Below are 25,205 nucleotides of genomic sequence, written 5' to 3' on the forward strand. Positions count from 1 at the left end.
GGGCAGGCCGCTCAGCGGGGCGCTAAGGTGCCGCGGATCATTCCTTCGCCCATGGTCCGCAACTGTGCCCGCTGCTGCTCGACCAGCCGCTCCTGTTCGGCGCCCGCGATCTGCATCGCCCGGACGGCGTGCTGAAACCGCGATAGATCCGCCGCGCTGGTGAACATGATCCGATCGCCTTCGAGCAACCAGCGGCGATGCGCCAGCACTTCGCAGGCATCTTCCGCGGCTTCGATGGCATCCAGTTCATAACCGGAAACCTGTTGGGCATAGGCGCTGCCGCGGCTGAGGGTTTGCTCCATGCTGGCGAGAAATTGGCGCCTCATCGCGACCTGCATTGTTGCGAGTTCGGGGGCGCGTTTCGCCTCGGCTGTGATCGAGGCATGGCGCTTTTTCGACGCTTCGAACGTCTTGGCCAATTGGCCGAGTCGTCCGCAATTCTCGATGACCGATCCCTTGCGGGTCAGTGTGGCAAACGAGTTGAGATCGCCGATGCCGGAGGCATCCACTGCCCGGGCATAGTCGCGCTGGTTCGCGAGAAGGTCAATCAGCGCCCGGCGGAGCAGGCTGGACATCGGACCTTTCGCCGGCGGCAGCGTGGTCGATACGCGTGGGTCCCGGACGTCTGCGGCCGCCGCCGCGATAGTTGCGGTTGCCTTGGCGTCCTGCTCGGCCTTCATCCCCTCCCACACGAGGCTGCCGATGCCGATAGCGAGCGCCGGCGGGGCGACCAGCGCGAAAGCGGCGACGGACCAGGCCGCCGACGCGCGCCTGAGGAGCGTTGCCCACAATATCAGCCAGGCAATCGCAGCGATCGCAAGGACGGCGCCAAGCAGCATCACCGGCTGCAACGCCGCCTCGGTTCGGAGAAGCAGAAGCGTGAGGCCGACCGTGACGGCCAGCCCGCCCGCGATCGCCGCCGACATCAGCCATGGGGCCGGCCCTGCCGGCTCTTCATGATAGCCGCCGAATTCATCCGCATATGCCATGTGCGATACCCCCCGGTTCGCGATTCCCCGATCTGCGATAAACCCTGCGGGCGTCGGCCGTTCAACCCCGCTTTGCCGCATCGCGCCATTCCGGCGCGAATTCCTTCGTTGAATCCTGAGCCCGTTCATCTACATTCATGCTGCACCCGCGAACCGCGCGGAGGCTGACGACGTCCGTTCGAACAAGGCGGCGATTGCAGGCCACGACCTGCCAACAACCGGAGCTAAATATGGCCGACAAGATCAATAACCTTCAGGATATTTTCCTCAACACCCTGCGCAAATCCAAGACACCGGTAACGATGTTTCTGGTAAAGGGCGTGAAACTGCAGGGCATTATCACCTGGTTTGACAATTTCTCGGTGCTGCTCAGGCGCGACGGTCAGTCGCAGCTGATCTACAAGCATGCGATTTCCACGGTCATGCCGGCGCATCCGCTGGATCTTGCACCGATCGAAAAGGCCTTCGCCGAAAATGAGCGCAAGGCACAGCTTCTCCAGGAGATCTTCCTCAACGCCGTCCGCCGCTCGGGCGATCCGGTGACGATGTTCCTCGTCAACGGCGTCATGCTCCAGGGCGCGATCGTGGCCTATGATCTGTTCTGCATGCTGCTCCAGCGTGACGGCATGGCGCAACTGGTCTACAAGCACGCTGTTTCCACGGTTCAGCCGGCGCATCCGCTGAACCTGGCAGGCGAGACCGATCAGGACGAAGATTGAGCGGCTTCAGACGCGAAGAAGACGAGTTCCGCCGCGGTGCGAAAGCGGTCGTCGCCTATCCCGACATGGGGAAGGGCGGTGACCGCGACGTAGAGGCGCGCCTCGACGAAGCGGCGGGGCTCGCGGAGGCGATCGGTATCGATGTGGTCGATCGCATCGCCTACCGCGTCCGCCAGCCGCGGCCCGCAACCTTGTTCGGTGCCGGTCAGGTCGAGGCGCTCGCCACCGTGGCGCGCGCCCACGAGGCCGAACTCGTCGTCGTCGACGGCGCGGTCACGCCCGTCCAGCAGCGCAACCTGGAGGAGGAACTCAAGACCAAGGTGATCGACCGCACCGGCCTGATCCTCGAAATCTTCGGCGAACGCGCTGCGACTGCCGAGGGGCGGTTGCAGGTGGAACTCGCGCATCTCGACTATCAGGCCGGCCGTCTCGTGCGGAGCTGGACCCACCTCGAGCGGCAGCGCGGCGGCTTCGGCTTCCTCGGCGGTCCGGGTGAAACGCAGATCGAGGCCGACCGGCGGATGATCCGCGATCGGATGGCCAAGCTCCGGCGCGAACTGGAGCAGGTCAGCCGCACGCGCGGCCTGCATCGCGAGCGGCGCCGGCGGGCACCCTGGCCGGTGGTCGGGCTGGTCGGATATACCAATGCCGGCAAGTCGACCTTGTTCAACCGGCTGACCGGGGCGGGGGTGATGGCGGAGGACCTGCTGTTCGCGACGCTCGATCCGACGATGCGGCAGATCACGCTGCCGGGGCTCGACAAGGCGATCCTCTCCGACACCGTCGGTTTCGTTTCGGACCTGCCGACGCAGCTTGTCGCGGCGTTCCGGGCAACGCTGGAAGAGGTCACCTCAGCCGACCTGATCGTCCATGTCCGCGACATCGCGCATCCCGACAGCGATGCGCAGGCGACCGATGTCGAACAGGTGCTCGCCGAGATCGGTGTCAGCGGCGACGGCGCCGCGCCGCGGATCGAGGCGTGGAACAAGGTGGATCTGCTCGATCCCGAAACGCAGGCGGCGTTGGCGGCGGAAGCTGCGCGGCGCGATGATGTCGTACTGATCTCGGCGCAGACCGGTGAGGGCGTCGAGGCGCTGCGCCGGATGATGTCGACCCGGCTGACCGCAACCGCCCGCGTGCGCCATATCGATCTGCCGATCGCCGATGGTGCCGCCGCCGCGTGGCTCCACGCGCATGGCGAGGTGCTGACGCAGGACGCTGATGGCGAGACGATCCATCTCGACGTGCGCCTTTCCGAGACGGACTGGGCGCGGTTCCAGTCGCGGGGTGCGTGAGCCATTCCCCTCCCCGAGCTTTGCTCGGGGAGGGGCTCAGCCTCTCGGGACGGTCTGGTCTTCGCCCGGGATGATCTCGACGATCGTGTCGCCGGCTTCGAGCGCTTGCGCGCCGGGTTCCCAGAAGCCGATCGGCAGCCCCCGCCGATAGAGGCGTACGCCAAGGCCGCTGCCGATCGCGCGCAGCGGGCGTCCGATCTCGTCAGGGGTCGCCTCGCGCTCGTTGAGCTGCACGCGGCCGCTCGCCGCCGCCAGATCAGCCATATAGTCGGCGATATGCGCGCCATGCGTCGACCCGGCAAGCAGCAGGCCGGCGAAACTTGCCGGGTTGATGACAATGTTCGCACCCGCCTGCCGTGCCGGCAGTTCGTTATCCTCGTTGCGCACCGCGATGCTGATCGGCAGCCGCGGCGCGAGGTGGCGCGCGGTCAGCAGGATGAGGATCGAGGTATCGTCGCGGCCGGCCGAGACAATCATGCCGCGTGCGCGCTCCACCTTCGCCGCCTGCAGCGTGATGTCCCGCGTCGCATCGGCCTCCAGCACCGAACAGCCGACCAGTTCGGCGTGGTGGATGCGGTCGGCGCGCGAATCGATCACGACGATCTGCTCGGCGGGGGTGCCGCGCGCGATCAGTTCGCGTACGGCTTCCGCGCCGCTCGAACCATAGCCTGCGACGATGACATGATCGTCGAGATTGCGCTGGATCATGGCCATCCGCCATCGCTCCCACGTGCGTTTGAGGACGAAGTCATATGCGGTTCCCAGAAAGATCAGCCAGATGAACACGCGGATCGGGGTGACGACGAAGGTGTCGAACATCCGTGCCCGATCCGTCACGGGCACGATATCGCCGAAACCCACGGTGGTAACCGTGATCATCGTGAAATATAGCACGTCCCCGAAGCTGATCGCGCTATCGACATTGTCCTTGAGGCCATCGCGGTCGAACCAGTGTACGGTGAGGACGATGCCGATCAGCCCCAGCACGGCAAACGCGCGCCATCCGAGCGCCAGCCAGATCGGTATGTCCGACCGGCGCCTGAGCGGCTTCATCTGATCGGCGCTCAGGCGGTGGGGGCGGATCATCGTTGCGGCAGTTCGCGCAGCGGATCGATGGGCGTGCGGTTGTGGCGGATCTCGAAATGCAGCTGCGGCTCGCGCGCGGATCCGGTCTCGCCGGCATAGCCGATCACATCGCCGCGCTTCACCGCCTGCCCGCGCACGACGCCGATGCGCTCGGCATGGCCATAGGCGGTGATCCAGCCGTCGCCGTGACGGATCAGCACCAGCCCACCATAGATGGCGATCTCGGCACCGGCATAGGCGACGACGCCGTCCGCGGCCGCACGGATCGGTGCGCCGCGCGTGGCCGCGATCTTGATGCCCTGGTTGACCCGTCCGCCCCCGCCGGGGCCGAAGCGCGTCAGGATCCGCCCCGTCAGCGGCCATTCGAAGCGGCCGTTGAACCGGCCGGGTTCGCCGACCGGCCGTGTCGACGGCACCGCCACGGCGGGGCTGCGCGCGGGTGGTGGTGGCGGCGGTTCATCCTCCGCGGTCGCGGGTTCGGCGCCGGTGGCGATGTCGCCGATGTCGATCGAGAAGGCGGCGGCGCGCTGTTCGAGGCTCATAGCGGCGACCTCGGCGTTGTCGGGCAGCGCGAGCAGCATGCCGGTGCGCAGCGTGTAGGGCGGCTCCAGCGCGTTGAGATCGATGATGCGGTTCCAGTCGACATGATAGGCGAACGCGATCGCGATGCCGGTCTGTCCCTCACGGACGCGGTGATAGCGGCCGGCGGGAATGCGCAGCCGTTGGCCCGGCCGGATCAGGAAGGGTGGCTGGAGCCGGTTGGCGCGGGCGATGGCCTCGGAGCCGGCGCCGGTCTTGCTTGCGATCGCGCGCAGCGTGTCGCCGGCCACAACGCGATAGCTGCCGGCCGGGATGGTCCTGGCGTCTGCGGCGACGCGCTGTGCCTCCCAACTCGGTCCCGACGCGGCGGGAGGCTGCGGCGGCAACTGCACGGCCTCGTTCGCCGGTGGCCGGTTTTCCGCTCGTGGTCCGGGCGCCGTGCGGGGCGCGGGCGCGCGACCCTGCGGAATGCAGCCCGCGAGCGCGGCCGCGCAGGCGATGAACAGCGCGACGCGGGTCAGGCGGCTGCCGGACGTTCGCGTGCGCCGGTTATCGCTGCGCTTCGATCGCATCCGCCTTCCCTGACCGTCAGCGCGAAGGCGCCGCCCGGCAACCACCATCGCCAACGATGGCGCGCCGGTCAAACGCGGAGGTCATGCCGCAGGCGAAAGCCGGTCGACCCCACCCATATAAGGGATGAGCGCCGCCGGCACGCTGACGCTGCCATCGGCCTGCTGATAATTTTCCAGCACGGCGACGAGCGTGCGGCCGACTGCCAGGCCCGAACCGTTGAGCGTGTGGAGGAAGCGCGTGCCCTTTTCCCCTTCGGGGCGGTAGCGCGCATTCATCCGCCGTGCCTGGAAATCGCCGCAGTTGGAAACGCTGCTGATCTCGCGATAGGCCTGCTGGCCCGGCAGCCAGACCTCGAGATCGAACGTCTTGCGCGCCGAGAACCCCATGTCGCCGGTGCACAGCAGCATCCGCCGATACGGCAGTTCGAGCGCCTGCAATATGCCTTCGGCGGCGGCAAGCATATGGTCATGCTCCGCCGCGGATTGCTCGGGCGTGCAGATCGCGACCAGTTCCACTTTTTCGAACTGGTGCTGGCGGATCAGCCCGCGGGTGTCGCGGCCGGCGGAACCCGCCTCCGACCGGAAGCAGGGGGTGAGCGCGGTGAAGCGCAGCGGCAAATCGGCGGGGTCGAGGATGCGTTCGCGCACGAGGTTGGTCAGGCTGACCTCGGCGGTCGGGATCAGCCAGCGGCCATCGGTGGTACGGAACAGGTCCTCGGCGAATTTTGGAAGCTGGCCGGTGCCGAACATCGCCTCGTCACGCACCAGCAGCGGCGGCGCAACCTCCACATAATCGTTCGAGACGGTCTGCCGATCGAGCATGAACTGGCCGAGCGCGCGGTGCAGGCGCGCCATCGGTCCGCGCAGCGCGGCGAAGCGCGTGCCGGAAATCGCCGCCGCACCCTCGAAATCGAGGCCGAGCGCGGGGGCGAAATCGGCATGTTCGCGGGGATCGAAATCGAAGGCGCGCGGGCTGCCCCAGCGGAACTGCTCCGTATTGTCCGCCTCGTCCGCGCCATCGGGCACCTCGGCAGCGGGCAGGTTGGGCAGCGCGGCGAGTGCCGCGGTGAGCGCTTCACCCTCGGCTGCGGCGGCAGCTTCGATGCGCGGCAGATCCTCCTTGAGCGCGCCGACCTCGGCCATCAGCGCTGCAGCGGTTGCCTCGTCCTTGCGCGCCTTGGCCTGGCCGATCAGCTTCGACGCCTCGTTGCGCCGCGCCTGAGCGGTCTGCGCCTGAGTGAGCAGGCTGCGATGCGCCTCGTCGCGCTGCAGCAGCGCATCGGCGGCGGCGGGCAATCCGCGGCGCGCAAGCGCCGCATCGAAACCGGCCGGATTCTCCCGGATCATGCGGATATCGTGCATGGCCGCGCCTATGGCGGGCAGACCCCGTCCACGCAACCCCGCAGGGCCCCACGCGTTCTCATCGGCAGATACGCATGGAAATAACCAAGGAGGTCGCTGATGCAGATCGCACATGATTGCTACGTCGTCGTCGCCGATGGTCGCAAGGCGCTCTACCTGCGCAATGAGGGCGACGCGGTGCATCTCAACCTCGAGGTGGTTCGCGCGGATGAGCAGGAATTGCCCGCTGATCGCGACATCAAGAGCGATGCGCCGGGCGTATCCTTCTCCAGCGCTGGATATGGCCGGGACACGATGCAGGAGACGGACTTCCATCAGCAGGAAGAGGATCGGTTCGCAGCCGACGCGGCGGACCGGCTCCGTCGTTGGGCTCTCGACGGCCGGTTCGAATCGCTGGTCGTCGTCGCCCCGCCGAAAACGCTGGCCGTGCTCCGCAGCAATTACCATGTCGAGGTGGAGCGGCGTCTGCAGGGTGAACTCGCGAAGGATCTTACCGGGCACCCGGTCGACCGCATCGAGAAGATCCTGATGGGGGCTTGAGCGCGCCTCGAAACGCGGCGTGCCAGCCGAATTCATGGCCGTGTAACGTTGGTTCGGCTATCCGCGATTTCGAAGAGGCGAGATAGCCGGACCGCACCTCGCTCAGGCTTTTGACGAAACTTCAAGATGATCGCGTCGCTTGTGCACGATCCGGTGGCTGTCTATAGGCCCGCATGGGCTGACGGCAATTCGCGGCGCTTACGACCTGCGGGCCGTTGGGGCGGAGAGTTTTATGGCGACTGCGGTGGATACGTTCGACGATGGCGACAAGGGCAGCGACCAAGCTGCCGGCGGGGCGGCCGATGATTATCGTCCGGGTCCTGACGAGCCGTTCATGAACGAACGGCAGCAGGATTATTTCAGACACAAGCTGATTTCCTGGAAGGAAAACATCCTTCGGGAAGCAAAGGGCACGCTCGCCCAGCTCCAGACCGATTCGTTGCGTGAAGCGGATGTTACCGATCGCGCGTCGAGTGAGACCGACTGGTCGATCGAACTGCGTACCCGCGATCGTCAGCGAAAGCTGATCTCGAAGATCGATGCGGCGCTGCGCCGGATCGACGAAGGTGAATATGGCTATTGCGAAGTGACCGGCGAGCCGATCTCGCTGGGCCGCCTCGAAGCGCGACCGATTGCGACGATGACGGTCGAGGCGCAGGAGCGTCATGAGCGAAACGAAAAGGTGTCGCGCGACGAATAAGGTAGGTCGAGCCGCTAGTTCGGAGCGGTCATGATCTGGTCGTGAGGATTTGCAGGGGCTGATCCGACTGCGGCCGGCCGGTTGTCACCGGCCGCCCGCTCGGGTCGGTAGGCTTCGGTCAGTGGCCGATCAGCTCTTCCTTGATTCTAAGTTTTTGTTTCTTCAGCGCTGCGATCGCTGCACTGTCGGGGGCCGGCCGGCGCAGCTCTTCAGCGAGTCGCGCGTCCAATCCAGCATGTTTCGCTTCAAGTGCCGCAAAATGCGCGCTTTCCATTGAGCGTCTCCCTCTTCGCTGTGAACGACTGTCGAAGTAGAACATGATTCGGCGGCGATGTCTCCATCGGTGGAGGCATCGATTCGATGGGTCGCGGTCGAACAGGCGACGACATGATCGGGATCGGGACGGGGCGTGCAAGGCGATGGATGAACAGGAGCTCAGACGACGCATCGGCATGCTGCGGGTGGAGCATCGTGACCTCGACGCGGCGATCGCTGCGCTGATGGCGAACGCGGCGGCGGACCAACTCCAGTTGGCGCGCCTGAAGAAGCGCAAGCTGCGGCTGCGCGATGAAATCGCGTCGCTCGAGGATCATCTCGTACCTGACATCATCGCCTGAGATGCCCTGCATGCGATTCTGACGCCGACGCTGGCCGGTCGCACGACCGATCGAAGCGCTGGACGGCGAAGCCGCTACGCTTGCCGAGGCTGCGCATCGCTATTTCGACCATTCAGGGAATGCCGACCGTGACAGTCTGTCGCCGGCTGATCGCGTGATCTTTTCTTGGGAGGCTTGACGCGTGCGCACCCAACCGGTCGGTCTGTGACGGCGCGCGGGTCAGGCCGTGACGCGGGCGTCCAACGAAGCCTTGGCCGCGCGATACTCCGCTTCGAGCCGATCGACCCGCACCGCGACGCTTTCGACCGCGTCGACCGCGCCGATGCCCTGGCCGGAGCCCCAGATGTCGCGCCAGGCCTTGGCTCCCTGATTGCCGCCGGAGCCGAAATTCATCGCGCGGACGTCGCCGCTGGGCAGATTGTCCGGATCCAGCCCAGCGGCGACGATCGAGCCGCGGATGTAATTGCCATGAACGCCGGTGAAGAGATCGGTGTAGACGATGTCGGCAGCGTGGCCTTCGACGATCGACTGCTTATATGCTGCCGAGGCGTTGGCCTCTTCCGTCGCGATGAAGGCCGAACCGATATAGGCAAGGTCGGCGCCGGCCGCCTGCGCCGCGAGGATCGCGCGCCCCGAGGCGATCGCGCCCGACAGCACCAGCGGTCCATCGAACCAGTGCCGGATCTCCTGCAGCAGCGCGAAGGGGGAGAGGGTGCCGGCATGGCCGCCGGCGCCGGCCGCGACGGCGATCAGCCCGTCCGCGCCCTTCTCGATCGCCTTGCGCGCGAACCGGTCGTCGATCACATCGTGCAGCGTCAGCCCGCCCCAGCCATGCACCGCGGCGTTGAGATCCTCGCGCGCGCCCAGCGACGTGATGATGATCGGCACCTGCCAGCGCGCGCAGGTTTCGAGGTCCTGCTCAAGCCGGTCGTTCGAGCGATGGACGATCTGGTTCACCGCGAAGGGCGCAGCCGGACGGTCCGGATTGGCGCGGTTCCACGCCGCCAGTTCCTCCGTGATCCGGTGGAGCCATTCGTCGAGCATCGCCTGCGGACGCGCGTTGAGCGCCGGAAAGGATCCGACGATCCCCGCCTTGCACTGCGCGATCACCAGATCGGGCGTTGAGACGATGAACAGCGGCGAGCCGATGACCGGCAGCCGGAGGCGATCGAACAGCAGAGAAGGCAGTGTCATGCTGCCGGTGATAGGCGGCTTGCGGGGGCTGTCCAGTGGCATGCCTTGGACGCTACGGCAGGCAGGCCCCGACGATGCCGATCGCGCGGCGGCGCGGTGCCGGCTGCGCGAATCGCTCTGGCCGGCTCAATCGCAGGCGCGGTGCAGTTTCCAGCCGAGCCAGGCGGAAACGATGCACATCGCCGCCACGACGAGAAGCTGCTCGGCCGGGGGAAGACCGAAGAGGCTCATCAGGATCGCGCAGACCGAGCCGATCACCATCGCGCCCGAATTGACGATATTGTTCGCGGCGACGGTGCGGGCCGTCTCGGCCTTGGAGACGGTGGTGGTAAGGAACGCATAGAGCGGGACGACGAACATGCCGCCTGCAACCGCGACACCGAGTAGCGCAACGATCATCAGCGGCGCGCCGGAATGGGCGAGGAAGCCGCGCCAGTCATAGAGTTCCCCCCCCGGCAACCCCGTCCAGCTCTTTGCGACCGCGAAGAGCAGCACCACGAACAGTCCCATCACGATCACCGATCCCGGCGAATAGCGCGCCGACACCTCGCCCTTGAGCATCCGGTTGATGATGACCGAGCCGATCGCGACCCCCACCGAAAAGATCGCAAGGAACACGCTGGCGACGGTCTCGTCGGCAGTCAGCACATTCTTCACCAGCGGCGGGAATTCCACGATCAGCACTGCGCCGATCGCCCAGAAGAAGCTGATCGAACAGATCGCGAGGAACAGCCGCGGGATGTGCATCGTGTTGGACACGAGGCGGATCGATGCGCGGACGAAGTGGAAATCGAGCTTCTCGATCTCGCCGACCGGTGGCGCCGGCGGCACCTGGCGTCCGGTGAACCAGCCGATGCCGGCGACGACAAGCACGAGCAGGGCGGTGATGCGCGGATCGTCAGCCACGAAGCCGGCGGTGATCGTGCCGCCGAGAATGGCGAGATAGGTGCCGGCTTCGACCAGCCCGGTGCCGCCCAGCACCTCGTCGCTTTCCAGATGCTGCGGCAAGATCGCATATTTGATCGGGCCGAAGAAGGTGGAGTGGACGCCCATTGCGAGCACCGCGGCGAGCATCATCGGGATCGCGACCGTCGGCGTCTCGTGAAGCAGCAGTCCGCCCGCCCCCAGCAGCATGATGAACACCTCCGCGGTCTTGACGATGCGGATGATCGCGGCCTTGTCGCGCATGTCCGCAAGCTGGCCGGAGAGCGCCGAAAGCAGGAAGAAGGGCAGGATGAACAAGCCGGTCGCCACCGCGCTGAACAGCGTCTGCATCTGCGGGCTATCGATAATCTTGTAGGTGGCGAGCAGCACCATCGCCGTCTTGAAGAGGTTGTCGTTGAAGGCCCCCAGCATCTGGGTGATGAAGAGGGGCAGGAAACGACGGTGGGCAAGCAGCCCGACTGACATCTTCATGGAAGGGAATGGTTCTCGTCGGGATGCTCAGCGGCGCTGCATAGACTGGTAATGTGACAGGTTCAATCGGCACCGTGCCCCCGGGGATCGCCAGGCGGCGCAGACGGGATCTTTGCCGCACGGGCGATTTCAAACCGTCGCCATAATGGGCTAAGGCGTGCGGACACCATGCTGACGCTACCCAACATCCTCACCCTGTCGCGCATCTTCACGGTGCCGCTGCTCGTCGCCCTGCTGTGGTTTCCGGGGTGGGAGCTGGGCTATGCCTTGGGCTTCGCGCTCTACTGCCTGATGGGAATCACCGACTATTTCGACGGCTATCTGGCGCGCGCGCAGGGTGCCGTCTCGAAGCTGGGGATCTTCCTCGATCCGATCGCGGACAAGATCATGGTCGCGGCGGTGATCCTGATGCTGGCGGGCACGCGTCACGATCCGGCCGCGATCCAGGGCATCCACCTGATTCCCGCGATCGTCATCCTCGTGCGCGAGATCGCCGTATCCGGGCTTCGGGAATTCCTCGCCGGGCTCAAGGTCTCGATACCCGTTTCTCAGCTTGCCAAGTGGAAGACGACGCTGCAGCTCGTCGCGCTCGGCGCGTTGATCCTCGCGGGTGCGCTGCCCCATTGGGTGTGGATCAAGGATGTCGGACTCTTCAGCCTGTGGAGCGCCGCGTTGCTGACGCTGATCACCGGCTGGGACTATCTGCGCGTCGGCATCCGGCATATGGATTGAGCGATGGCAGTGACGTTGCTCTATTTCGCCTGGGTGCGCGAAGCGATCGGCATCGGCGAGGAGCGCGCGCATCTGCCCGAAGCGGTCGAGACCGTCGGCGATCTGCTCGGCTGGCTCGCCGCGCGCGGCGGTGGCTACGCGACTGCGCTGGCCGAGCCGGAAAAACTGCGTGCAGCGGTCGACCAGCGTTTCGTGGGGCTAGACGGGAGCGTCGCCGGCGCGAGTGAAGTCGCGCTGTTTCCGCCGGTGACCGGCGGATGATCGAAGTTCGCGTTACGACCGACGAGATTGATCCAGCGCGTGAAGCGGCGCGGATCGAAGCCGAAGGGGTGGGCGCTGTATCGACCTTTACCGGCCTGGTCCGCGGCGATGGCGGCCTGGTGGAGCTGTTGCTCGAACATTATCCGTTGATGACGGATTCGGCGCTCAACGCGCTTGCCGCAGAGGCAACCGAGCGCTGGTCGCTGAGCGGTGTTGTGCTGGTGCATCGGGTGGGACCCATGCGGCCCGGCGACCGAATCGTCTTCGTCGGCACAGCAGCGCCGCATCGCGGCGCGGCGCTGGAGGCATGTGCCTATCTTATCGACCGGCTCAAGACCGACGCACCCTTCTGGAAGCGAGAATCCTATGCAGATGGGCGCCAGGGGTGGGTGGAGCAGCGCTGCACAGATCTCGATTCGGCTTCGCGCTGGAACGCGGCGCGCTGAGGCCTGCGCACAGGCCCCGGCGCACCGCGCTGCCGCGATCAGTTGCCGGCCGAGCTCGCCGGCTGGGCATCGAGCTTCGGCAGCATTACGCCATTGGTGACGTGGATGATGCCGTTGGACTGCGCGACGTCCGGCTGCGAGACATAGGCCTTGTTGCCGTTCTCATCGGTCAGTTCGATCATGTCGGCTGTTGCCTTGACCTCGAGGACGCCGCCTTCGACCGTGGTCAGCTTCGCGATGCCGCCCTGTTCGGTGCTGAGCTTGCCGAGATCGGCGAAATTATACTTCCCTGGGACGACCTGGTAGGTCAGCACCTTGACGAGCGTGGGCTTGTTTTCCGGCTTCATCAGCGTGTCGACGGTGCCCGGCGCGAGGCGGGTGAAGGCCTCGTTGGTCGGCGCGAACACGGTGAACGGACCCGGTCCCGACAGCGTCGGCACGAGTTCCGCGGCCTTCACGGCGGCGACCAGCGTGGTGTGATCACGCGACTTCGAAGCGTTGTCGACGATCGACGCGGCGGGCGACATCGGCGCGCCGCCAACGACCGGGCCGTTCGCGGCGGGAGCCGGGGCAGGGGCCGGGGTGCCGGCAGGGGCCTGCGCGGCAGGATCGGCAGTCTGTGCCTGCGCGGCTGGATCAGCCGTCTGCGCCTGGGCGGCTCCGGCGGCGAGCGCAAGCGCCGACGCGAGGCCGACTAAGCTGACGTGGCTGATGCGGATCATTGTAAACTCCTTGGCAATTGACGGGCGCGACCACTTGAACGGACGAGGTACGACTCGAACAATGCCGAACGGGACGGATTGGTTCCTTCACGCGATCAACCGTTTGCCACGCGCAACACGTCGGCCAGCAGGCGGAATTCCTTCTCGCGGGGGCTGCCGCGGCGCCACGCCAGCGCAATCTTGCGGGAAGGGTGATCCGATTCGAGCGGCTTTGCGCAGATCGAGGTATGATCGAGGATTCCGGCAGCGATCGCCATTTCGGGCAGCATCGTCAGGCCCAGCCCATTGTCGACCATCTGGACCAGCGTGTGGAGCGAGGTGCCGAGCATTGTCGCGCCGGCGCGCAACTCGGGCCGGTTGCACGCAGCGAGCGCGTGATCCTTGAGGCAATGGCCGTCTTCGAGCAGCAGCAGCCGATCCTCGTCGATCGCGTTCGGGTGCACCGTATCACCCATCGTCGCCGCCTCGGCGCCGGGAAAAGCGACCAGCAGGCGATCCTCGAACAGCACGTCGCTGTCGACATCGCCGCATGCATAAGGCAGCGCGAGCAGGACGCAGTCGGCATGGCCGTGCGCCAGCGAGTCGCAGGCAGCCGCGCTGGGTTCCTCGCGCAGATAGAGCCTGAGGTCGGGCCAGTCGCTGCGCAGCCGCGGCAGCACACGCGGCAGCAGAAAGGGCGCAATCGTGGGGATCACGCTCATCCGCAATTCGCCCGCGAGCGGCTTGCCCGCTGCGCGCGCAAGATCGCTCAACTCCTCCGCCTCGCGCAGCACCCTGCGCGCCTTGGCGACGATGCGGTCGCCGAGCGCGGTGAACCGGACGACGCGGCGCGTGCGTTCGACCAGCGTGACGCCGATCAGCGATTCAAGTTCGCGCAGTCCCGCCGAAAGCGTCGATTGCGTGACGAAGCAGGCATCCGCCGCGCGCCCGAAATGGCCGTGCTCCTTCAGCGCCACCAGGTATTGAAGTTGCTTGAGCGTCGGGAGATAGGTGCTCATTCATCGGGCCTCTCGATCAATATCGACGATCTAAGAGGTTTTCTGAATATTTGCCAGCGCGATCGGAGCGAGGGATCAGATCCCGAGCCATTCGAGTCCGCCAGGAAGATCGAACGCCGCATAATCGACCTGCAGCACCCGCCGCCGGCGCGGCACGGCCGCTGCGGAAGAGGCATGCAGGATCGGCGTGGCGTAGGCCCAAACGTCACCGGGTTCGGCGAGGCAGGCGAACTGCCCGCATGCCTGCACGACACGGTCGATATCCGGTTCAGCGACGATTCCGAAGCGGTGCGACCCCGGCGCGATGAGCAGCGGAGCGTTGGTGTCGGGCACATCGTCAAGATGGACGCGCAGCGTCGCCATGCCGGCCAGGATCGCAAAGGGCGGCGCGACGTGACGCAGGCCTTGCTTCGTCGACCAAGGGCCGAACCCCTCGACCGACGCAGATCGTGCGATCCTGATGCCAGCTGAGCGACCAGTTGGTCAAAGCGGTCTTGTCGAACAGGATCAGTCGCACCGGCTGCACCCCCGGCCCGAGCAGGTCTCGCGCGATGTCGCCGATCGGGCCGCCAGCACTCAGCAGCGCTCGAAGCGGCGTCACGCCGTGCAGCCTGATGCCGGCGCGGCCCATCGGCAGTGCCGCGACCGCGCTCAGCAACTCAGGCAAGCAGGGGCACGCCGCGCCCGCGAACCGCGCGGCGCCATGCGCCTCGAACGACAGGGGCGCGGCGGCGGTCAGAACCAGCCGAAGCTGCGGCCGAGGCTGTAGATGCTGGTGGCGGTGAGAACCACGCCGACCATCACCAGCAAGGTCTTTGCGGCGACGCGCCGCGCGACCATCGCACCGAGCGGCGCGGCGAGCACGCCGCCGACCAGCAGCCCGACCACCGGCGTGAGGAAGGCGTTGTCGAAGCCCTGGGTGCCGATGTTGACGAGAAAGGTGGCGGAGATGGTGACGGTGAGGAAGAATTCGACGCTGTTGACCGTGCCGATCGTCGTGCGCGGCAGCGCGCCCTGTACGAGCAGGTTGGAGGTGACGACCGGTCCCCATCCGCCACCGCCGGCTGCATCGAGGAAGCCGCCGACAAGGCCCAGCGGCTCGACGATCCTTGCTTCACGATGCTTCTTGGGGGGATAGCGCAGCCCGCGCACCAGCAGGTAGATGCCGATGAAGGCGAGATAGGCCATCACGAAGGGCCGGGTGATCGACGCGTCGAGCGCGGTAAGCAGATAGGCGCCGGTGATGCCGCCGATCACGCCGGGGATCAGCAGGCGAAAGAAGAGCTTCCAGTTCACATTGCGGTGCAGCGCATGGCTGACCCCGGAAACCGCCGTGGTGCAACACTCGACGAGATGGACGCCGGTTGACGCGGTGGCAGGGGGCACGCCGAGCACGCTGACGAGCAAGGTCGAGGAGATAACGCCAAACGCCATTCCAAGCGCGCCGTCGACGATCTGGGCGGCGAATCCGGCGGCGATGAACGGCAAAATCGACTGCCAGTTCGCGATGATCCAATCGAACAACGGCCACCTCCCTGTGAACGCGCGGTGCTGCCCGAGCTTGCTGAGCCGCGCAAGACAGTTTGACTATCGCTGGACTAGGGTTCTGCTTTGTGACAGCGCGGTTGCACCGGGCTGGAAAATCGCGCCGCGGCGTCATAAATGGGGCCTCGACCGCTAGGGAGGGTCGCAAACGATGCTCGGTTCGATCGCCGCCTATCTGGATTCGATCAAGGCGCGCGATCCAGCGCCGCGTTCGCGCTGGGAAATTCTGACTTATCCGGGCGTCTGGGCGCTGGCGCTGCACCGTGTTGCGCATTGGCTGTTCCGTGGCGAGCTTTACCTTCTGGCGCGGATCGTGAACCACGTCTCGCGCTTCCTGACCGCGATCGACATCCACCCGGGCGCGGCGATCGGCGCCAATTTCTTCATCGATCATGGCTTCGTCGTGATCGGCGAGACCGCCGAGATCGGCGATAATGTCACCATCTACCAGTGCGTTACGCTCGGCGGCACCAGCCCGGACAATGGCGTGGGGGGCAAGCGCCATCCGACGATCAGCGATGGCGCGATCATCGGCTCGGGCGCGCAGGTGCTGGGACCCATCGTCGTCGGCCCGCGCGCGCGGATCGGCGCGAATGCAGTGGTGACCAAGGACGTGCCCGAGGGGGCGGTAATGGTGGGCATCCCCGCCCGCCAGACGTTGCTCGACGCCAAGGATTACCAGAAGAATTTCGTGCCCTATGGCACGCCATGCACCGAGCGCTTCGATCCCGCGACGCAGCAACTTGAAATTCTGCGTTGCGAGGTCGAGACGTTGCGCATCAAGCTGGCGGCCCTGATCGAGCAGCAGGGGGGCGAGAATGACGCCGCCGGGAAGCGCGAACGCGCCTGATGGGTGTCGTCACCCCGTTTCCTGGTCCGCCCGGCAGGCCGCCGTCGCAGGTCGGCTTCGATCGCGCGGAACTGACGCGGATCCTCGACCTGTATGGGCGTATGGTCGCCGCCGGCCATTGGCGCGACTATGCGATCGACCTCGGGCGAGAGGCTGCGGTGTTCTCGGCGTTCCGGCGCGCGACCGAGCGGCCCGAATATCGCATCGAGAAGCGCCCGGCGCTTCGCCAGCGCCAGGGGATGTGGTCGCTGGTGGGCGAGGGTGGGGCGATCCTGCGGCGGGGCCACGAATTGGGGCCGGTGCTGGCACCGGTCGAGCGGAAGTTGGTGAAGCTGGTCGCCGATTGAGCATCAGGCCTCGCCGTCGCTTTCGAGCGCGGCGAGGATCCGGCGGATCTGGTCATCGGCGGAGCGCGGCACGCGCTCGCCGTTGCGCGCGACGATCCGGCTCCATGCCGCCGCGACGGCTTCCGGCGTGCGTCGGTCGGGCGGAAGCACCGCGCCTTCGGTCATGGTGATGTGCGCGGCGTGGTAGAGACCGCCACCCGCTGCGACCACTGCATTGGTCGGCGCGTCGTCGGAGACGAGGTAGAGCGCCGCAGGCACGACGTCGTCGATGCAAAGCGCAGCGGCCGCCTGTTCGGGAAAGATATCCTCGGTCATCCGCGTTGCCGCGATCGGCGAGATGCAGTTGACGCGAATGTCGAACTTCGCGCCCTCGAGGCTCAACGTCTTGGCCAGACCGACCAGCGCCAGCTTGGCCGCGCCATAGTTGGTCTGCCCGAAATTGCCGTAGAGCGCGCTGGCGGAGGTCGTCATCAGGATACGGCCGTGGCGCTGCGCCTGCATCGCGGGCCAGACCGCGCGCGTGACGTTGGCCGAACCGGTCAGGTGCACGCGCACGACGGCGTCGAAATCTTCTGCATCGAGGTTGGCGAAGCTGCGATCGCGCAGGATACCGGCATTGTTGATGAGGACATCGACGCGGTCCCAGCGATCGATCGCGCGCGCGACCATCGTCCTGACCTGATCCGTGTCGGTCACGTCGCTGGCGTCGGCGAGCGCCTCGCCGCCGGCGGCGTGAATCTCTTCAGCGACCATCTCGGCGGTCGCGCCCGCACCGGTGCCGTCGCGCGCGCCGCCGCGATCGTTGACCAGCACGCAGGCACCGCGGGCGGCAAGCGCGAGCGCATAGGCGCGGCCGAGCCCGCCGCCGGCGCCCGTCACCAGCGCAACCTTGCCTTCGAAGCCGATCGTCATGCGGCGATCTTTAGGCGCTGGTCGCCCCGCAGGCACGGCGAAAAAAGAAGATCGGCCCGAAGCCGGGGCGCGGGGCGATCCTGACGGCGTTGTGAGCGGTTCGGCGGATCAGCTTTGCGCTTCGGAGTCCAACGCATAGCCCGCCGACCGAACCGTGCGGATGATGTCGGGCTTGTTGCCGCGGTTGATCGCCTTGCGGAGTCGCCGGATGTGCACGTCCACCGTGCGCGGCTCGATGTCGCTGTCATGGCCCCAGACCGAATCGAGCAGGCGCTCGCGCGAGAACACCCAGCCCGGATGCTCGAGGAAATGCTTGAGCAGGCGGAATTCGGTGGGCCCGAGCGCGACGGTCTCGCCCGAGCGGCGGACCTTGTGACCGACGGTATCCATCTCGATGTCGGCATAGCTGAGCTGCTCGCCCGCAAGCGCCGGGCGCACGCGGCGCAGCACCGCGCCGACGCGCGCGACGAGTTCGCGCGGCGAGAAAGGCTTGGTGACATAATCGTCGGCGCCGGTCTCGAGCCCGCGGACGCGATCCTCTTCCTCGCCGCGCGCGGTGAGCATGATGATCGGAACGTTCTGCGTTTCCGACTTGCGACGGAGGCGCCGGCAGACCTCGATGCCCGAAAGCCCTTCGACCATCCAGTCGAGCAGGACGATGTCCGGCGTCTTTTCCTGCGCCAGCAACAACGCTTCCTCGCCGTCCGGCGTATGGGTTACGTCGAAATCCTCACGCTTGAAGTGCCAGGTGAGGAGTTCCGCCAGCGCGGCATCGTCCTCGACAAGCAGCATATGGGCACGCGCCATGGCTCAGTCCTCGTCTTGATCGAGAAAATCATCGCCGCGCTCGCGCTCGGCCATGTAAGTGCCGGTGGCCGCATAATAGACCATCTCGGCGACATTGGTCGCATGGTCGCCCACGCGTTCCAGATTTTTGGCGATGAACAGCAGGTGCGTCGCCGGAGTGATGCTCTTCGGGTTCTCCATCATGTAGGTGACGAGCGTCCGGAAGATGCTGTTGTAAAAATCGTCGACCTGCTTGTCGCGCTGGCAGACTTCATAAGCCAGTTCGGCATCGCGCGCGGCGAAGGCGTCGAGCGCGTCGCGCACCATCTCGACCGCGATCCGCGCCATCGAGGGCAGCAGCGATAGCGGTTCGATGTCGCCATTGTCGTCGATCACCGATACGCGCTTGGCGATGTTCTTGGCATAGTCGCCGATGCGCTCGACGACGCCGGCAATCTTGAGCGCGGCAACCACCTCGCGCAGATCGTCCGCCATCGGCGCGCGCAACGCAATCAACCGCACCGCGGCGCGTTCCACCTCGGTCTCCAATATATCGATCCGCTCATCTTCGGCGACAATGCGGGCCGCCTCGCGCAGGTCGCGGCGCATGAGTGCGCGCATCGAATCCTGGATCGCGTTCTCGGCCCGGCCGCCCATCTCGGCGATCAGCCCGCGCAGCGCGCCGATATCTTCGTCGAACGCCTTGACCGTATGTTCGCCACTCGTCGCCATCGATACAGATCCTTCAGCCGTAGCGGCCGGTGATATAATCCTTCGTCCGTTCCTGACGGGGATTGGTGAAGATCTCGGACGTCTCGCCATATTCGACGAGTTGGCCCAGGTGGAAAAAGGCGGTGCGCTGCGACACGCGCGCCGCCTGTTGCATGTTATGCGTAACGATCACGATCGCATAACGGCCGCGCAATTCGTGGATCAGTTCCTCGATCTTGGCGGTGGCGATCGGATCGAGCGCCGAGCATGGCTCATCCATCAGGATGACTTCGGGGTCGACGGCGATCGCGCGGGCGATGCACAGGCGCTGCTGCTGCCCCCCCGACATTGCGGTGCCGCTGTCGCTCAGCCGATCCTTCACCTCGTCCCACAGGCCGGCGCGGCGCAGCGAGTTTTCGACGATCTGGTCCATCTCGTCCTTGCCGCTGGCGAGACCGTGGATGCGTGGGCCGTAGGCGATGTTCTCGTAGATCGACTTGGGGAAGGGGTTCGGCTTCTGGAACACCATGCCGACGCGCGCGCGGAGTTGCACCACGTCCATCGAGGTCGCGTAGATATCCTCGCCATCGAGCGTGATGTCACCCTCGACACGCGCGGAGGCGACGGTGTCGTTCATGCGGTTGAGCGTGCGCAGGAAGGTCGACTTGCCGCAGCCCGACGGACCGATGAACGCGGTGACCACGTCGGTGGGTACGTCGATCGAGACCTTGTCGATCGCCTTCTTGGGGCCATAGTGCACGGTCACGTCGCGTGCCGTCATCTTCGGGCCGGTGGCGGTGGCGGCGGCGAGGCCGCCCGTGGTCGCATCCATGGCGCTTCTCTCAAAAGGGTCTGGCATCACCAGCGCTGTTCGAATTTGTTGCGGAGATAGATGGCGAGCGCGTTCATCGCGAGCAACACCACCAGCAGAACGATGATCGCCGCCGATGTCTTCTCGACGAAACCGCGGCTCACCTCGTCCGACCACAGGAAAATCTGCACCGGAAGCAGCGTTGCCGGATCGTCGAGCCCCTGCGGCGGCGCGGCGATGAACGCGCGCATGCCGATCATCAGCGCCGGCGCGGTCTCGCCCAGCGCGCGCGACATGCCGATGATCGTGCCGGTGAGGATGCCCGGCAGCGCCAGCGGCAGCACGTGATGGAACACCACCTGCACGTTGCTGGCGCCGATGCCGAGCGCTGCGTCGCGGATCGACGGCGGCACCGCCTTGATCGCGTTGCGCCCGGCGATGACGATGACCGGCATCGTCATCAGCGCGAGCGTGAGGCCGCCGACGATCGGCGCCGATCGCGGCAGGCCGAAGACGTTGAGGAAGACGGCCAGGCCGAGCAGGCCGAAGATGATCGAGGGCACCGCCGCGAGATTGTTGATCGACACCTCGATGATGTCGGTCCATCGGTTCCTGGTCGCATATTCCTCGAGATAGATCGCCGCGCAGACGCCGATCGGAAAGGCGAGGACGAGCGTGACGAGCATCGTCAGCAGCGAGCCTTTCACCGCACCCCAGATCCCGACCAGCGACGGATCGGTCGCATCGGCACCCGTGAGGAAGGTCCAGTTGAAGGTCGTGCGGGTTGCGCCGGCCTGCTTCAGCTTTACATAGGCGGCTTCTGCTTCCGCAGAGGCCTCGCTCTTCGCGGCAAGATCGATGTCGACCGAGGCGGGCACCCAAAGCGGCCCCGTGCGGCCCTTGGCGGCGGCTTCACGCACCGACAGCCAAGAGCCCTCGGAGACCAGCTTTTCGCCATCCTCACCGAACGTCGCGATCGCGGCGTCGTTGGTCAGCTGCTGCATCGCCGCAGGGGTCGCGCCGGTCGCGGCTGCGATGTTGACCGGCAGGCGCACCTCGGTCTGCGTGAAGCCGCGAACGCCGTTGCCGATCATCGTGCCGAGCAGGAAGAGCAGCACCGCGACCGAGGCGAGTACCGCAAGCAGCCCCAGCAGCTTGAAGCGACGCTCCGCCGCATAGCGCCGGCGGATGCGGCGCTGCATCGTGGCCGACTTCCAGTCGGTCGGCCGGCGCGTCGTGGCGGACGTGGCGATGGCGCTATTCATAGGCTTCCCGATATTTCTTCACGACCCGCAGCGCGACGATGTTGAGCAGCAGCGTCACCACGAACAGCACCAGCCCGAGCGCGAAGGCGGCGAGCGTCTTGGGACTGTCGAATTCCTGGTCGCCGGTCAGCAACTGCACGATCTGTGTCGTCACCGTCGTCACGCTTTCGAACGGGTTGGCGGTGAGGTTGGCGGCGAGGCCCGCCGCCATCACCACGATCATCGTCTCTCCGATCGCGCGGCTGACGGCGAGCAGCACGCCGCCGACGACGCCGGGCAGCGCCGCGGGCAGCAGCACCCGGCGGATCGTTTCGGACTGGGTTGCACCCATTGCGAGGCTGCCGTCGCGCATCGCGCTGGGCACCGCGGCGATCGAGTCATCGGCCATCGACGACACGAACGGAATGATCATCACGCCCATCACCACGCCTGCAGCCAGCGCGCTTTCCGACGACGCGTTGCTGATGCCGATCGCCACCGCGGCGTCGCGGATTGCCGGGGCGATCGTCAGCGCCGCGAAATAGCCGTAGACCACGGTCGGCACACCGGCGAGGATTTCGAGGATCGGCTTCATCCAGCGGCGCACGGTCGCGCTCGCATATTGGGTGAGGTAGATCGCGCTCATCAGGCCCATCGGGATCGCCACGATCATCGCGATGATCGCACCGATGAAGATCGTGCCCCAGAACAGCGGGATCATGCCGTAGCCATTGTCCTGCCCGTCGACGAGCACGTCCTGCGGGCTCCAGCGCAGTCCGAACAGGAATTCGCCGGGCGAGACCATCGAGAAGAAGCGCAGCGATTCGAACAGCAGCGAGGCGACGATGCCGATGGTGGTCACGATCGCGATCAGCGAGGCGATCAGCAGGCTGATCATCGTCACCCGCTCGACCTGCGTGCGCGCCCTGAAATCTGGGCGTAGCCGGGTGAAGGCATAGGCACCGCCCGCGAAGGCGAGCATCAGCGCCAGTCCGAGCCCGGCGATGTCGTAGCGCATCTGCGCGGTCTGGTAGATCGGCGCGAGCTGGGCGGCGAGGGGATTGAACGCGACGTCCAGCGTGCCTTCCGCAAGCGCCCGCGCTTCGGACAACATCGCCGCGCGCTCCAGCGGCGCGGTCGGCAGGGCGGAGGCGATAGGGCTCGCGACGACCGCCTGCGTGACCAGGGCGGGCAGCACGAAACTCCACACCAGCAGGAAGAGCAAAGCCGGGATCACCGTCCAAATCGCAACGAAGCTGCCATGATAGCCGGGCAGCGAATGCGGGCGAGGGCCGCCGTCAATCGCGAAGCGGCCGGCCTTGGCGCGTGCGGAAACCCACGCGACGAGGCCCAGGCCGACGACGAGGATGAAGATGGCAAAGCCGTTCATTTGAGGCCCTTGGGGTCCAGCGGGGTGAATGCGGCTGCGATCTTCGCGCTCTGCATGCGGATCGGATCGGGCGACAGGATCATCCCGCGCCGCATCAGATAGCCACCGGGGTTCCAGCCATTGGCGTACTCGGCGACGAACTCGCGCAACCCCGGGATCGCGCGCAGATGCGCCGACTTCACGTAGATGTAGAGCGGCCGTGCGCCGGGATAGCGGAAGCTGGAGATGGATTCGTAGGTCGGCTGGATCCCGTCAAGCGGGATTCCCCGCAACCGGTCCATATTCTCTTCGAGGAAGCTGTAGCCGAAGATGCCGAGCGCATTGGGGTTTGCGCCGAGCTTCTGGACGATCAGATTGTCGTTCTCGCCGGTGTTGATGTAGGCGCCATCTTCGCGGACCTTGGTGCAGATCGCCTTGTGACGATCCGCATCACGCTCCTTCAGCGCCTTGATCGCGGGATCAGCATCACACGCCTTCGCCATGATCAGTTCGGTCAGGGCGTCGCGCGTGCCGGACGTCGAGGGCGGGCCATAGACCTGGATGGGGATGTCGGGGAACGACGGGTTGACCTGGTTCCAGCGCGTCGCGGTGTTGGGCTTGCCATAAGGGGTCGCGGCGACCGCCTTGTAGATGTCGGTCAGCGTGAGTTCGAACCTGGGCCCGCGCACAGACTCCGCGAAGGCGATACCGTCGATGCCGACCTGGATCTCGACAATGTCCTTCACGCCGTTCCTGGCGCACTCCTCATATTCGCTCTTCTTGATCCGGCGCGAGGCGTTCTCGACGTCCGGATGCTGCGCGCCGATCCCGCGGCAGAACAGGCTCATGCCCGCGCCCGTCCCGGTCTGTTCGACAACCGGCGACTTGAAGCGCGGATTGGTGCGTACGAACCATTCCGCGACCGCGGTGGTGAAGGGATAGACGGTCGAGGAGCCGACGATGCGGATCTGGTCGCGCGCACCGGGCTGCCCGCATCCCGCGATCATCAACAGGGCCGCCGCCGCGATCGCGCGCTTGGCAAACATTTCGAAACGGGGCTCCTCGCTGGTCGGTCGGTGCAGGTTATGCCGGGCGGCTATCAGCGCTCCGCGAGCCCCCTGTTACATCTCCGTGAACCTTTCATGACAATGGCCCGGTTTGTTCCGAAAGGGCGGCTTTTTCCTTGGTCGCGGGGGATGCGGCGGGCAGGGCGATGGTCACCGTGGTGCCCTTGCCGACGGTGCTGGCGATGTCGAGCCGGCCGCGGTGGCGTTCGACGATGTGCTTGACGATGGCGAGACCGAGCCCGGTGCCGCCCATCGCCCGGCTGCGGCCCGAATCGACGCGGTAGAAGCGCTCGGTGAGGCGCGGCAGGTGCTCGGCCGGAATGCCTTCTCCCTCGTCCGCCACCGACAGCTTGACCATCGTCCCCTGGCCGCGCTTGAGCTTGATCGTGATCGGTGTGCCGGGCCGCCCATATTTCATCGCATTGCCGACGATGTTGTGCATGAGCTGCGAGAGCTGGATGCGGTCACCGGCAACGAACGGTACCTCATCCTCAAGCGCGACGACGATGTCGTGACCGCGCTTGTTGGGGCCATCGTGCAACACGCCGTGGACCTCGTCGATCAGCATGGCGAGGTCCACCGCGGCATCGGGCACGCGATACTTCTCGGCTTCGATGCGGGAAAGCGACATCAGGTCTTCCACCAGCCGCTGCATCCGCCGCGCTTCCCCGTCCATCACCTTCAGGAAGCGTTCGCGCACCTCCTTGTCCCCACCGGCCTTGTCGTCGCCCAGCGTCTCGATGAAGCCGAGGATCGCGGCGAGCGGCGTGCGCAGTTCGTGGCTGGCATTGGCGACGAAATCGACGCGCATCTTCTCTGCCGCATGGCTGCTGGTGCGGTCGATCAGATGGACGATGCGGCGGCCGCCGGCGAGCGGGCTGACGCGCATCTCCCAGCGTTGCTCGCGTCCGCCGACGCCGACCAGTTCGATGGAATTGGCATCGACCGAGGCGGCGGCGCCGGCGAGTCGTTCGGCGGCGGCCGGGTGGCGGATCGCGAGGCGGACATCCTCCCCCACGATATGCGCGCCCAGCAGTTTGCGCGCCGCCTGGTTGGCGCGCATCACCCGACCTTCGCTGACGACCAGCACGGGTTCGCCGATCGCCTCGACGAAGCTGTCGATGTCGGCACCGTTGGTCGCGACCGCGGGTGGTGGCGGAGGACGGCGGATCGGCGTCGGCGGCGTGATCGTGTTGACGCCGAAGAGGACGACGACGATCAAGCCGCCGACAAAGAAGGCGATCGCCGAGAGCACCGGCGCGCCCGCCACCAACGCTGCGAAGATCGCGATCAGCAGAACGCCGGTCGCAAGGACGATTCGCAATGGATGATCGAGCGACATGACTGAATCCTACCGTTCCGGCTTCCGCCCGC

30 protein-coding genes are annotated in these 25,205 nt (G+C 66.2%); 10 read left to right on the forward strand and 20 right to left on the reverse strand.

Translation table 11 applies throughout. The features are described from left to right. Positions 1 to 11: 11 nt before the first annotated feature. On the reverse strand, positions 12 to 1,118 hold the full coding sequence (locus NX02_RS09845; protein ID WP_162232670.1) for a hypothetical protein: 1,107 nt from the start codon (positions 1,116 to 1,118) through the stop codon (positions 12 to 14). Positions 1,119 to 1,219: 101 nt separating this feature from the next. Here NX02_RS09845 and hfq point away from each other — a divergent pair, with 101 nt between their 5' ends. Then, positions 1,220 to 1,708: an RNA chaperone Hfq gene (hfq, locus tag NX02_RS09850; RefSeq protein WP_025292027.1), complete on the forward strand. Its 489-nt coding sequence runs from the start codon at positions 1,220 to 1,222 to the stop codon at positions 1,706 to 1,708. Further along, a complete protein-coding gene (gene hflX / locus NX02_RS09855; protein ID WP_025292028.1) occupies positions 1,705 to 3,003 on the forward strand; it encodes a GTPase HflX in 1,299 nt (432 codons plus the stop codon). Before hfq ends, hflX begins: the two co-directional genes overlap by 4 nt. Positions 3,004 to 3,039: 36 nt before the next feature. On the opposite strand, the gene NX02_RS09860 is transcribed toward hflX, so the two are convergent. The 3 genes from NX02_RS09860 to serS form a co-directional block, all read right to left on the reverse strand. After that, positions 3,040 to 4,056 carry a potassium channel family protein gene (locus NX02_RS09860; RefSeq protein WP_039997350.1) on the reverse strand — a complete coding sequence of 339 codons (1,017 nt, stop codon included), beginning with the start codon at positions 4,054 to 4,056 and terminating at the stop codon, positions 3,040 to 3,042. Positions 4,057 to 4,085: 29 nt separating this feature from the next. Beyond that, positions 4,086 to 5,201 (reverse strand): peptidoglycan DD-metalloendopeptidase family protein, encoded by a 1,116-nt coding sequence (locus NX02_RS09865; protein ID WP_025292030.1) that lies wholly within the window; start codon positions 5,199 to 5,201, stop codon positions 4,086 to 4,088. A gap of 81 nt (positions 5,202 to 5,282) precedes the next feature. After that, a complete protein-coding gene (gene serS, locus NX02_RS09870; RefSeq protein WP_025292031.1) occupies positions 5,283 to 6,563 on the reverse strand; it encodes a serine--tRNA ligase in 1,281 nt (426 codons plus the stop codon). A gap of 99 nt (positions 6,564 to 6,662) precedes the next feature. Here serS and NX02_RS09875 point away from each other — a divergent pair, with 99 nt between their 5' ends. After that, on the forward strand, positions 6,663 to 7,103 hold the full coding sequence (locus tag NX02_RS09875; RefSeq protein ID WP_025292032.1) for a host attachment family protein: 441 nt from the start codon (positions 6,663 to 6,665) through the stop codon (positions 7,101 to 7,103). A 232-nt stretch (positions 7,104 to 7,335) separates the two neighbouring features. Continuing rightward, positions 7,336 to 7,803, forward strand: a complete 468-nt coding sequence (dksA, locus tag NX02_RS09880; protein WP_025292033.1) for an RNA polymerase-binding protein DksA — start codon at positions 7,336 to 7,338, stop codon at positions 7,801 to 7,803. 118 nt (positions 7,804 to 7,921) lie between these two features. Here the strand turns inward: dksA and NX02_RS31460 are convergent, their stop codons facing one another. Beyond that, positions 7,922 to 8,077: a YdcH family protein gene (locus NX02_RS31460; RefSeq protein WP_084717685.1), complete on the reverse strand. Its 156-nt coding sequence runs from the start codon at positions 8,075 to 8,077 to the stop codon at positions 7,922 to 7,924. A gap of 145 nt (positions 8,078 to 8,222) precedes the next feature. Between NX02_RS31460 and NX02_RS09885 the strand changes: the two genes are divergently transcribed. After that, positions 8,223 to 8,420 (forward strand): YdcH family protein, encoded by a 198-nt coding sequence (locus tag NX02_RS09885; RefSeq protein WP_025292034.1) that lies wholly within the window; start codon positions 8,223 to 8,225, stop codon positions 8,418 to 8,420. 219 nt (positions 8,421 to 8,639) lie between these two features. Here NX02_RS09885 and NX02_RS09890 read toward each other — a convergent pair whose 3' ends face one another. Next, a complete protein-coding gene (locus tag NX02_RS09890; RefSeq protein ID WP_025292035.1) occupies positions 8,640 to 9,614 on the reverse strand; it encodes an NAD(P)H-dependent flavin oxidoreductase in 975 nt (324 codons plus the stop codon). 126 nt (positions 9,615 to 9,740) lie between these two features. Beyond that, positions 9,741 to 11,030 carry an MFS transporter gene (locus NX02_RS09895; RefSeq protein WP_025292036.1) on the reverse strand — a complete coding sequence of 430 codons (1,290 nt, stop codon included), beginning with the start codon at positions 11,028 to 11,030 and terminating at the stop codon, positions 9,741 to 9,743. Between the two features lie 168 nt (positions 11,031 to 11,198). On the opposite strand from NX02_RS09895, the gene pgsA reads away from it, so the two are divergent. Genes pgsA through NX02_RS09910 form a run of 3 tightly spaced genes read left to right on the forward strand, consistent with a single transcriptional unit; the run spans position 11,199 to position 12,469 of the window. Beyond that, entirely contained in the window at positions 11,199 to 11,762 is a 564-nt protein-coding gene (gene pgsA / locus NX02_RS09900) for a CDP-diacylglycerol--glycerol-3-phosphate 3-phosphatidyltransferase (protein ID WP_025292037.1), read from the forward strand. Between the two features lie 3 nt (positions 11,763 to 11,765). Further along, on the forward strand, positions 11,766 to 12,023 hold the full coding sequence (gene moaD, locus NX02_RS09905; RefSeq protein ID WP_025292038.1) for a molybdopterin converting factor subunit 1: 258 nt from the start codon (positions 11,766 to 11,768) through the stop codon (positions 12,021 to 12,023). Further along, the gene (locus NX02_RS09910; RefSeq protein WP_025292039.1) at positions 12,020 to 12,469 is read left to right on the forward strand and encodes a molybdenum cofactor biosynthesis protein MoaE; all 450 of its coding nucleotides are present in this window, start codon (positions 12,020 to 12,022) and stop codon (positions 12,467 to 12,469) included. The genes moaD and NX02_RS09910 overlap by 4 nt, the downstream gene beginning before the upstream one ends. Positions 12,470 to 12,507: 38 nt before the next feature. On the opposite strand, the gene NX02_RS09915 is transcribed toward NX02_RS09910, so the two are convergent. The 5 genes from NX02_RS09915 to NX02_RS09930 form a co-directional block, all read right to left on the reverse strand. Beyond that, the gene (locus NX02_RS09915; protein ID WP_025292040.1) at positions 12,508 to 13,191 is read right to left on the reverse strand and encodes a fasciclin domain-containing protein; all 684 of its coding nucleotides are present in this window, start codon (positions 13,189 to 13,191) and stop codon (positions 12,508 to 12,510) included. A 95-nt stretch (positions 13,192 to 13,286) separates the two neighbouring features. After that, on the reverse strand, positions 13,287 to 14,189 hold the full coding sequence (locus tag NX02_RS09920; RefSeq protein ID WP_025292041.1) for a LysR substrate-binding domain-containing protein: 903 nt from the start codon (positions 14,187 to 14,189) through the stop codon (positions 13,287 to 13,289). A 75-nt stretch (positions 14,190 to 14,264) separates the two neighbouring features. Continuing rightward, complete coding sequence (locus NX02_RS33565; RefSeq protein ID WP_245648824.1) at positions 14,265 to 14,552, reverse strand: phytanoyl-CoA dioxygenase family protein; 288 nt, start codon at positions 14,550 to 14,552, stop codon at positions 14,265 to 14,267. Next, complete coding sequence (locus NX02_RS33570) at positions 14,527 to 14,856, reverse strand: hypothetical protein (protein ID WP_245648825.1); 330 nt, start codon at positions 14,854 to 14,856, stop codon at positions 14,527 to 14,529. Before NX02_RS33570 ends, NX02_RS33565 begins: the two co-directional genes overlap by 26 nt. A gap of 68 nt (positions 14,857 to 14,924) precedes the next feature. After that, positions 14,925 to 15,713 (reverse strand): sulfite exporter TauE/SafE family protein, encoded by a 789-nt coding sequence (locus NX02_RS09930; RefSeq protein ID WP_025292042.1) that lies wholly within the window; start codon positions 15,711 to 15,713, stop codon positions 14,925 to 14,927. Between the two features lie 172 nt (positions 15,714 to 15,885). On the opposite strand from NX02_RS09930, the gene epsC reads away from it, so the two are divergent. After that, positions 15,886 to 16,584 carry a serine O-acetyltransferase EpsC gene (gene epsC, locus NX02_RS09935; protein ID WP_025292043.1) on the forward strand — a complete coding sequence of 233 codons (699 nt, stop codon included), beginning with the start codon at positions 15,886 to 15,888 and terminating at the stop codon, positions 16,582 to 16,584. Further along, positions 16,584 to 16,931: a DUF2794 domain-containing protein gene (locus NX02_RS09940; RefSeq protein ID WP_025292044.1), complete on the forward strand. Its 348-nt coding sequence runs from the start codon at positions 16,584 to 16,586 to the stop codon at positions 16,929 to 16,931. Before epsC ends, NX02_RS09940 begins: the two co-directional genes overlap by 1 nt. A 3-nt stretch (positions 16,932 to 16,934) precedes the next feature. Here the strand turns inward: NX02_RS09940 and NX02_RS09945 are convergent, their stop codons facing one another. The 8 genes from NX02_RS09945 to NX02_RS09980 form a co-directional block, all read right to left on the reverse strand. Next, a complete protein-coding gene (locus tag NX02_RS09945; RefSeq protein WP_025292045.1) occupies positions 16,935 to 17,843 on the reverse strand; it encodes an SDR family NAD(P)-dependent oxidoreductase in 909 nt (302 codons plus the stop codon). 108 nt (positions 17,844 to 17,951) lie between these two features. Continuing rightward, positions 17,952 to 18,650: a phosphate regulon transcriptional regulator PhoB gene (phoB, locus tag NX02_RS09950; protein WP_025292046.1), complete on the reverse strand. Its 699-nt coding sequence runs from the start codon at positions 18,648 to 18,650 to the stop codon at positions 17,952 to 17,954. A gap of 3 nt (positions 18,651 to 18,653) precedes the next feature. Further along, positions 18,654 to 19,361: a phosphate signaling complex protein PhoU gene (gene phoU, locus NX02_RS09955; protein ID WP_025292047.1), complete on the reverse strand. Its 708-nt coding sequence runs from the start codon at positions 19,359 to 19,361 to the stop codon at positions 18,654 to 18,656. 13 nt (positions 19,362 to 19,374) lie between these two features. After that, a complete protein-coding gene (gene pstB / locus NX02_RS09960; RefSeq protein ID WP_025292048.1) occupies positions 19,375 to 20,172 on the reverse strand; it encodes a phosphate ABC transporter ATP-binding protein PstB in 798 nt (265 codons plus the stop codon). A 26-nt stretch (positions 20,173 to 20,198) separates the two neighbouring features. After that, positions 20,199 to 21,416: a phosphate ABC transporter permease PstA gene (gene pstA / locus NX02_RS09965; RefSeq protein ID WP_025292049.1), complete on the reverse strand. Its 1,218-nt coding sequence runs from the start codon at positions 21,414 to 21,416 to the stop codon at positions 20,199 to 20,201. Continuing rightward, positions 21,409 to 22,785, reverse strand: a complete 1,377-nt coding sequence (gene pstC, locus NX02_RS09970) for a phosphate ABC transporter permease subunit PstC (protein WP_025292050.1) — start codon at positions 22,783 to 22,785, stop codon at positions 21,409 to 21,411. Before pstC ends, pstA begins: the two co-directional genes overlap by 8 nt. After that, positions 22,782 to 23,810, reverse strand: coding sequence for a PstS family phosphate ABC transporter substrate-binding protein (locus NX02_RS09975; protein WP_025292051.1), 1,029 nt, complete (start codon positions 23,808 to 23,810; stop codon positions 22,782 to 22,784). Before NX02_RS09975 ends, pstC begins: the two co-directional genes overlap by 4 nt. Positions 23,811 to 23,904: 94 nt before the next feature. Further along, positions 23,905 to 25,173 carry an ATP-binding protein gene (locus tag NX02_RS09980; RefSeq protein WP_025292052.1) on the reverse strand — a complete coding sequence of 423 codons (1,269 nt, stop codon included), beginning with the start codon at positions 25,171 to 25,173 and terminating at the stop codon, positions 23,905 to 23,907. Between the last annotated feature and the right edge of the window lie 32 nt (positions 25,174 to 25,205).

The sequence above is a fragment of the Sphingomonas sanxanigenens DSM 19645 = NX02 genome (assembly GCF_000512205.2).
Lineage (GTDB): Bacteria > Pseudomonadota > Alphaproteobacteria > Sphingomonadales > Sphingomonadaceae > Sphingomonas_D > Sphingomonas_D sanxanigenens.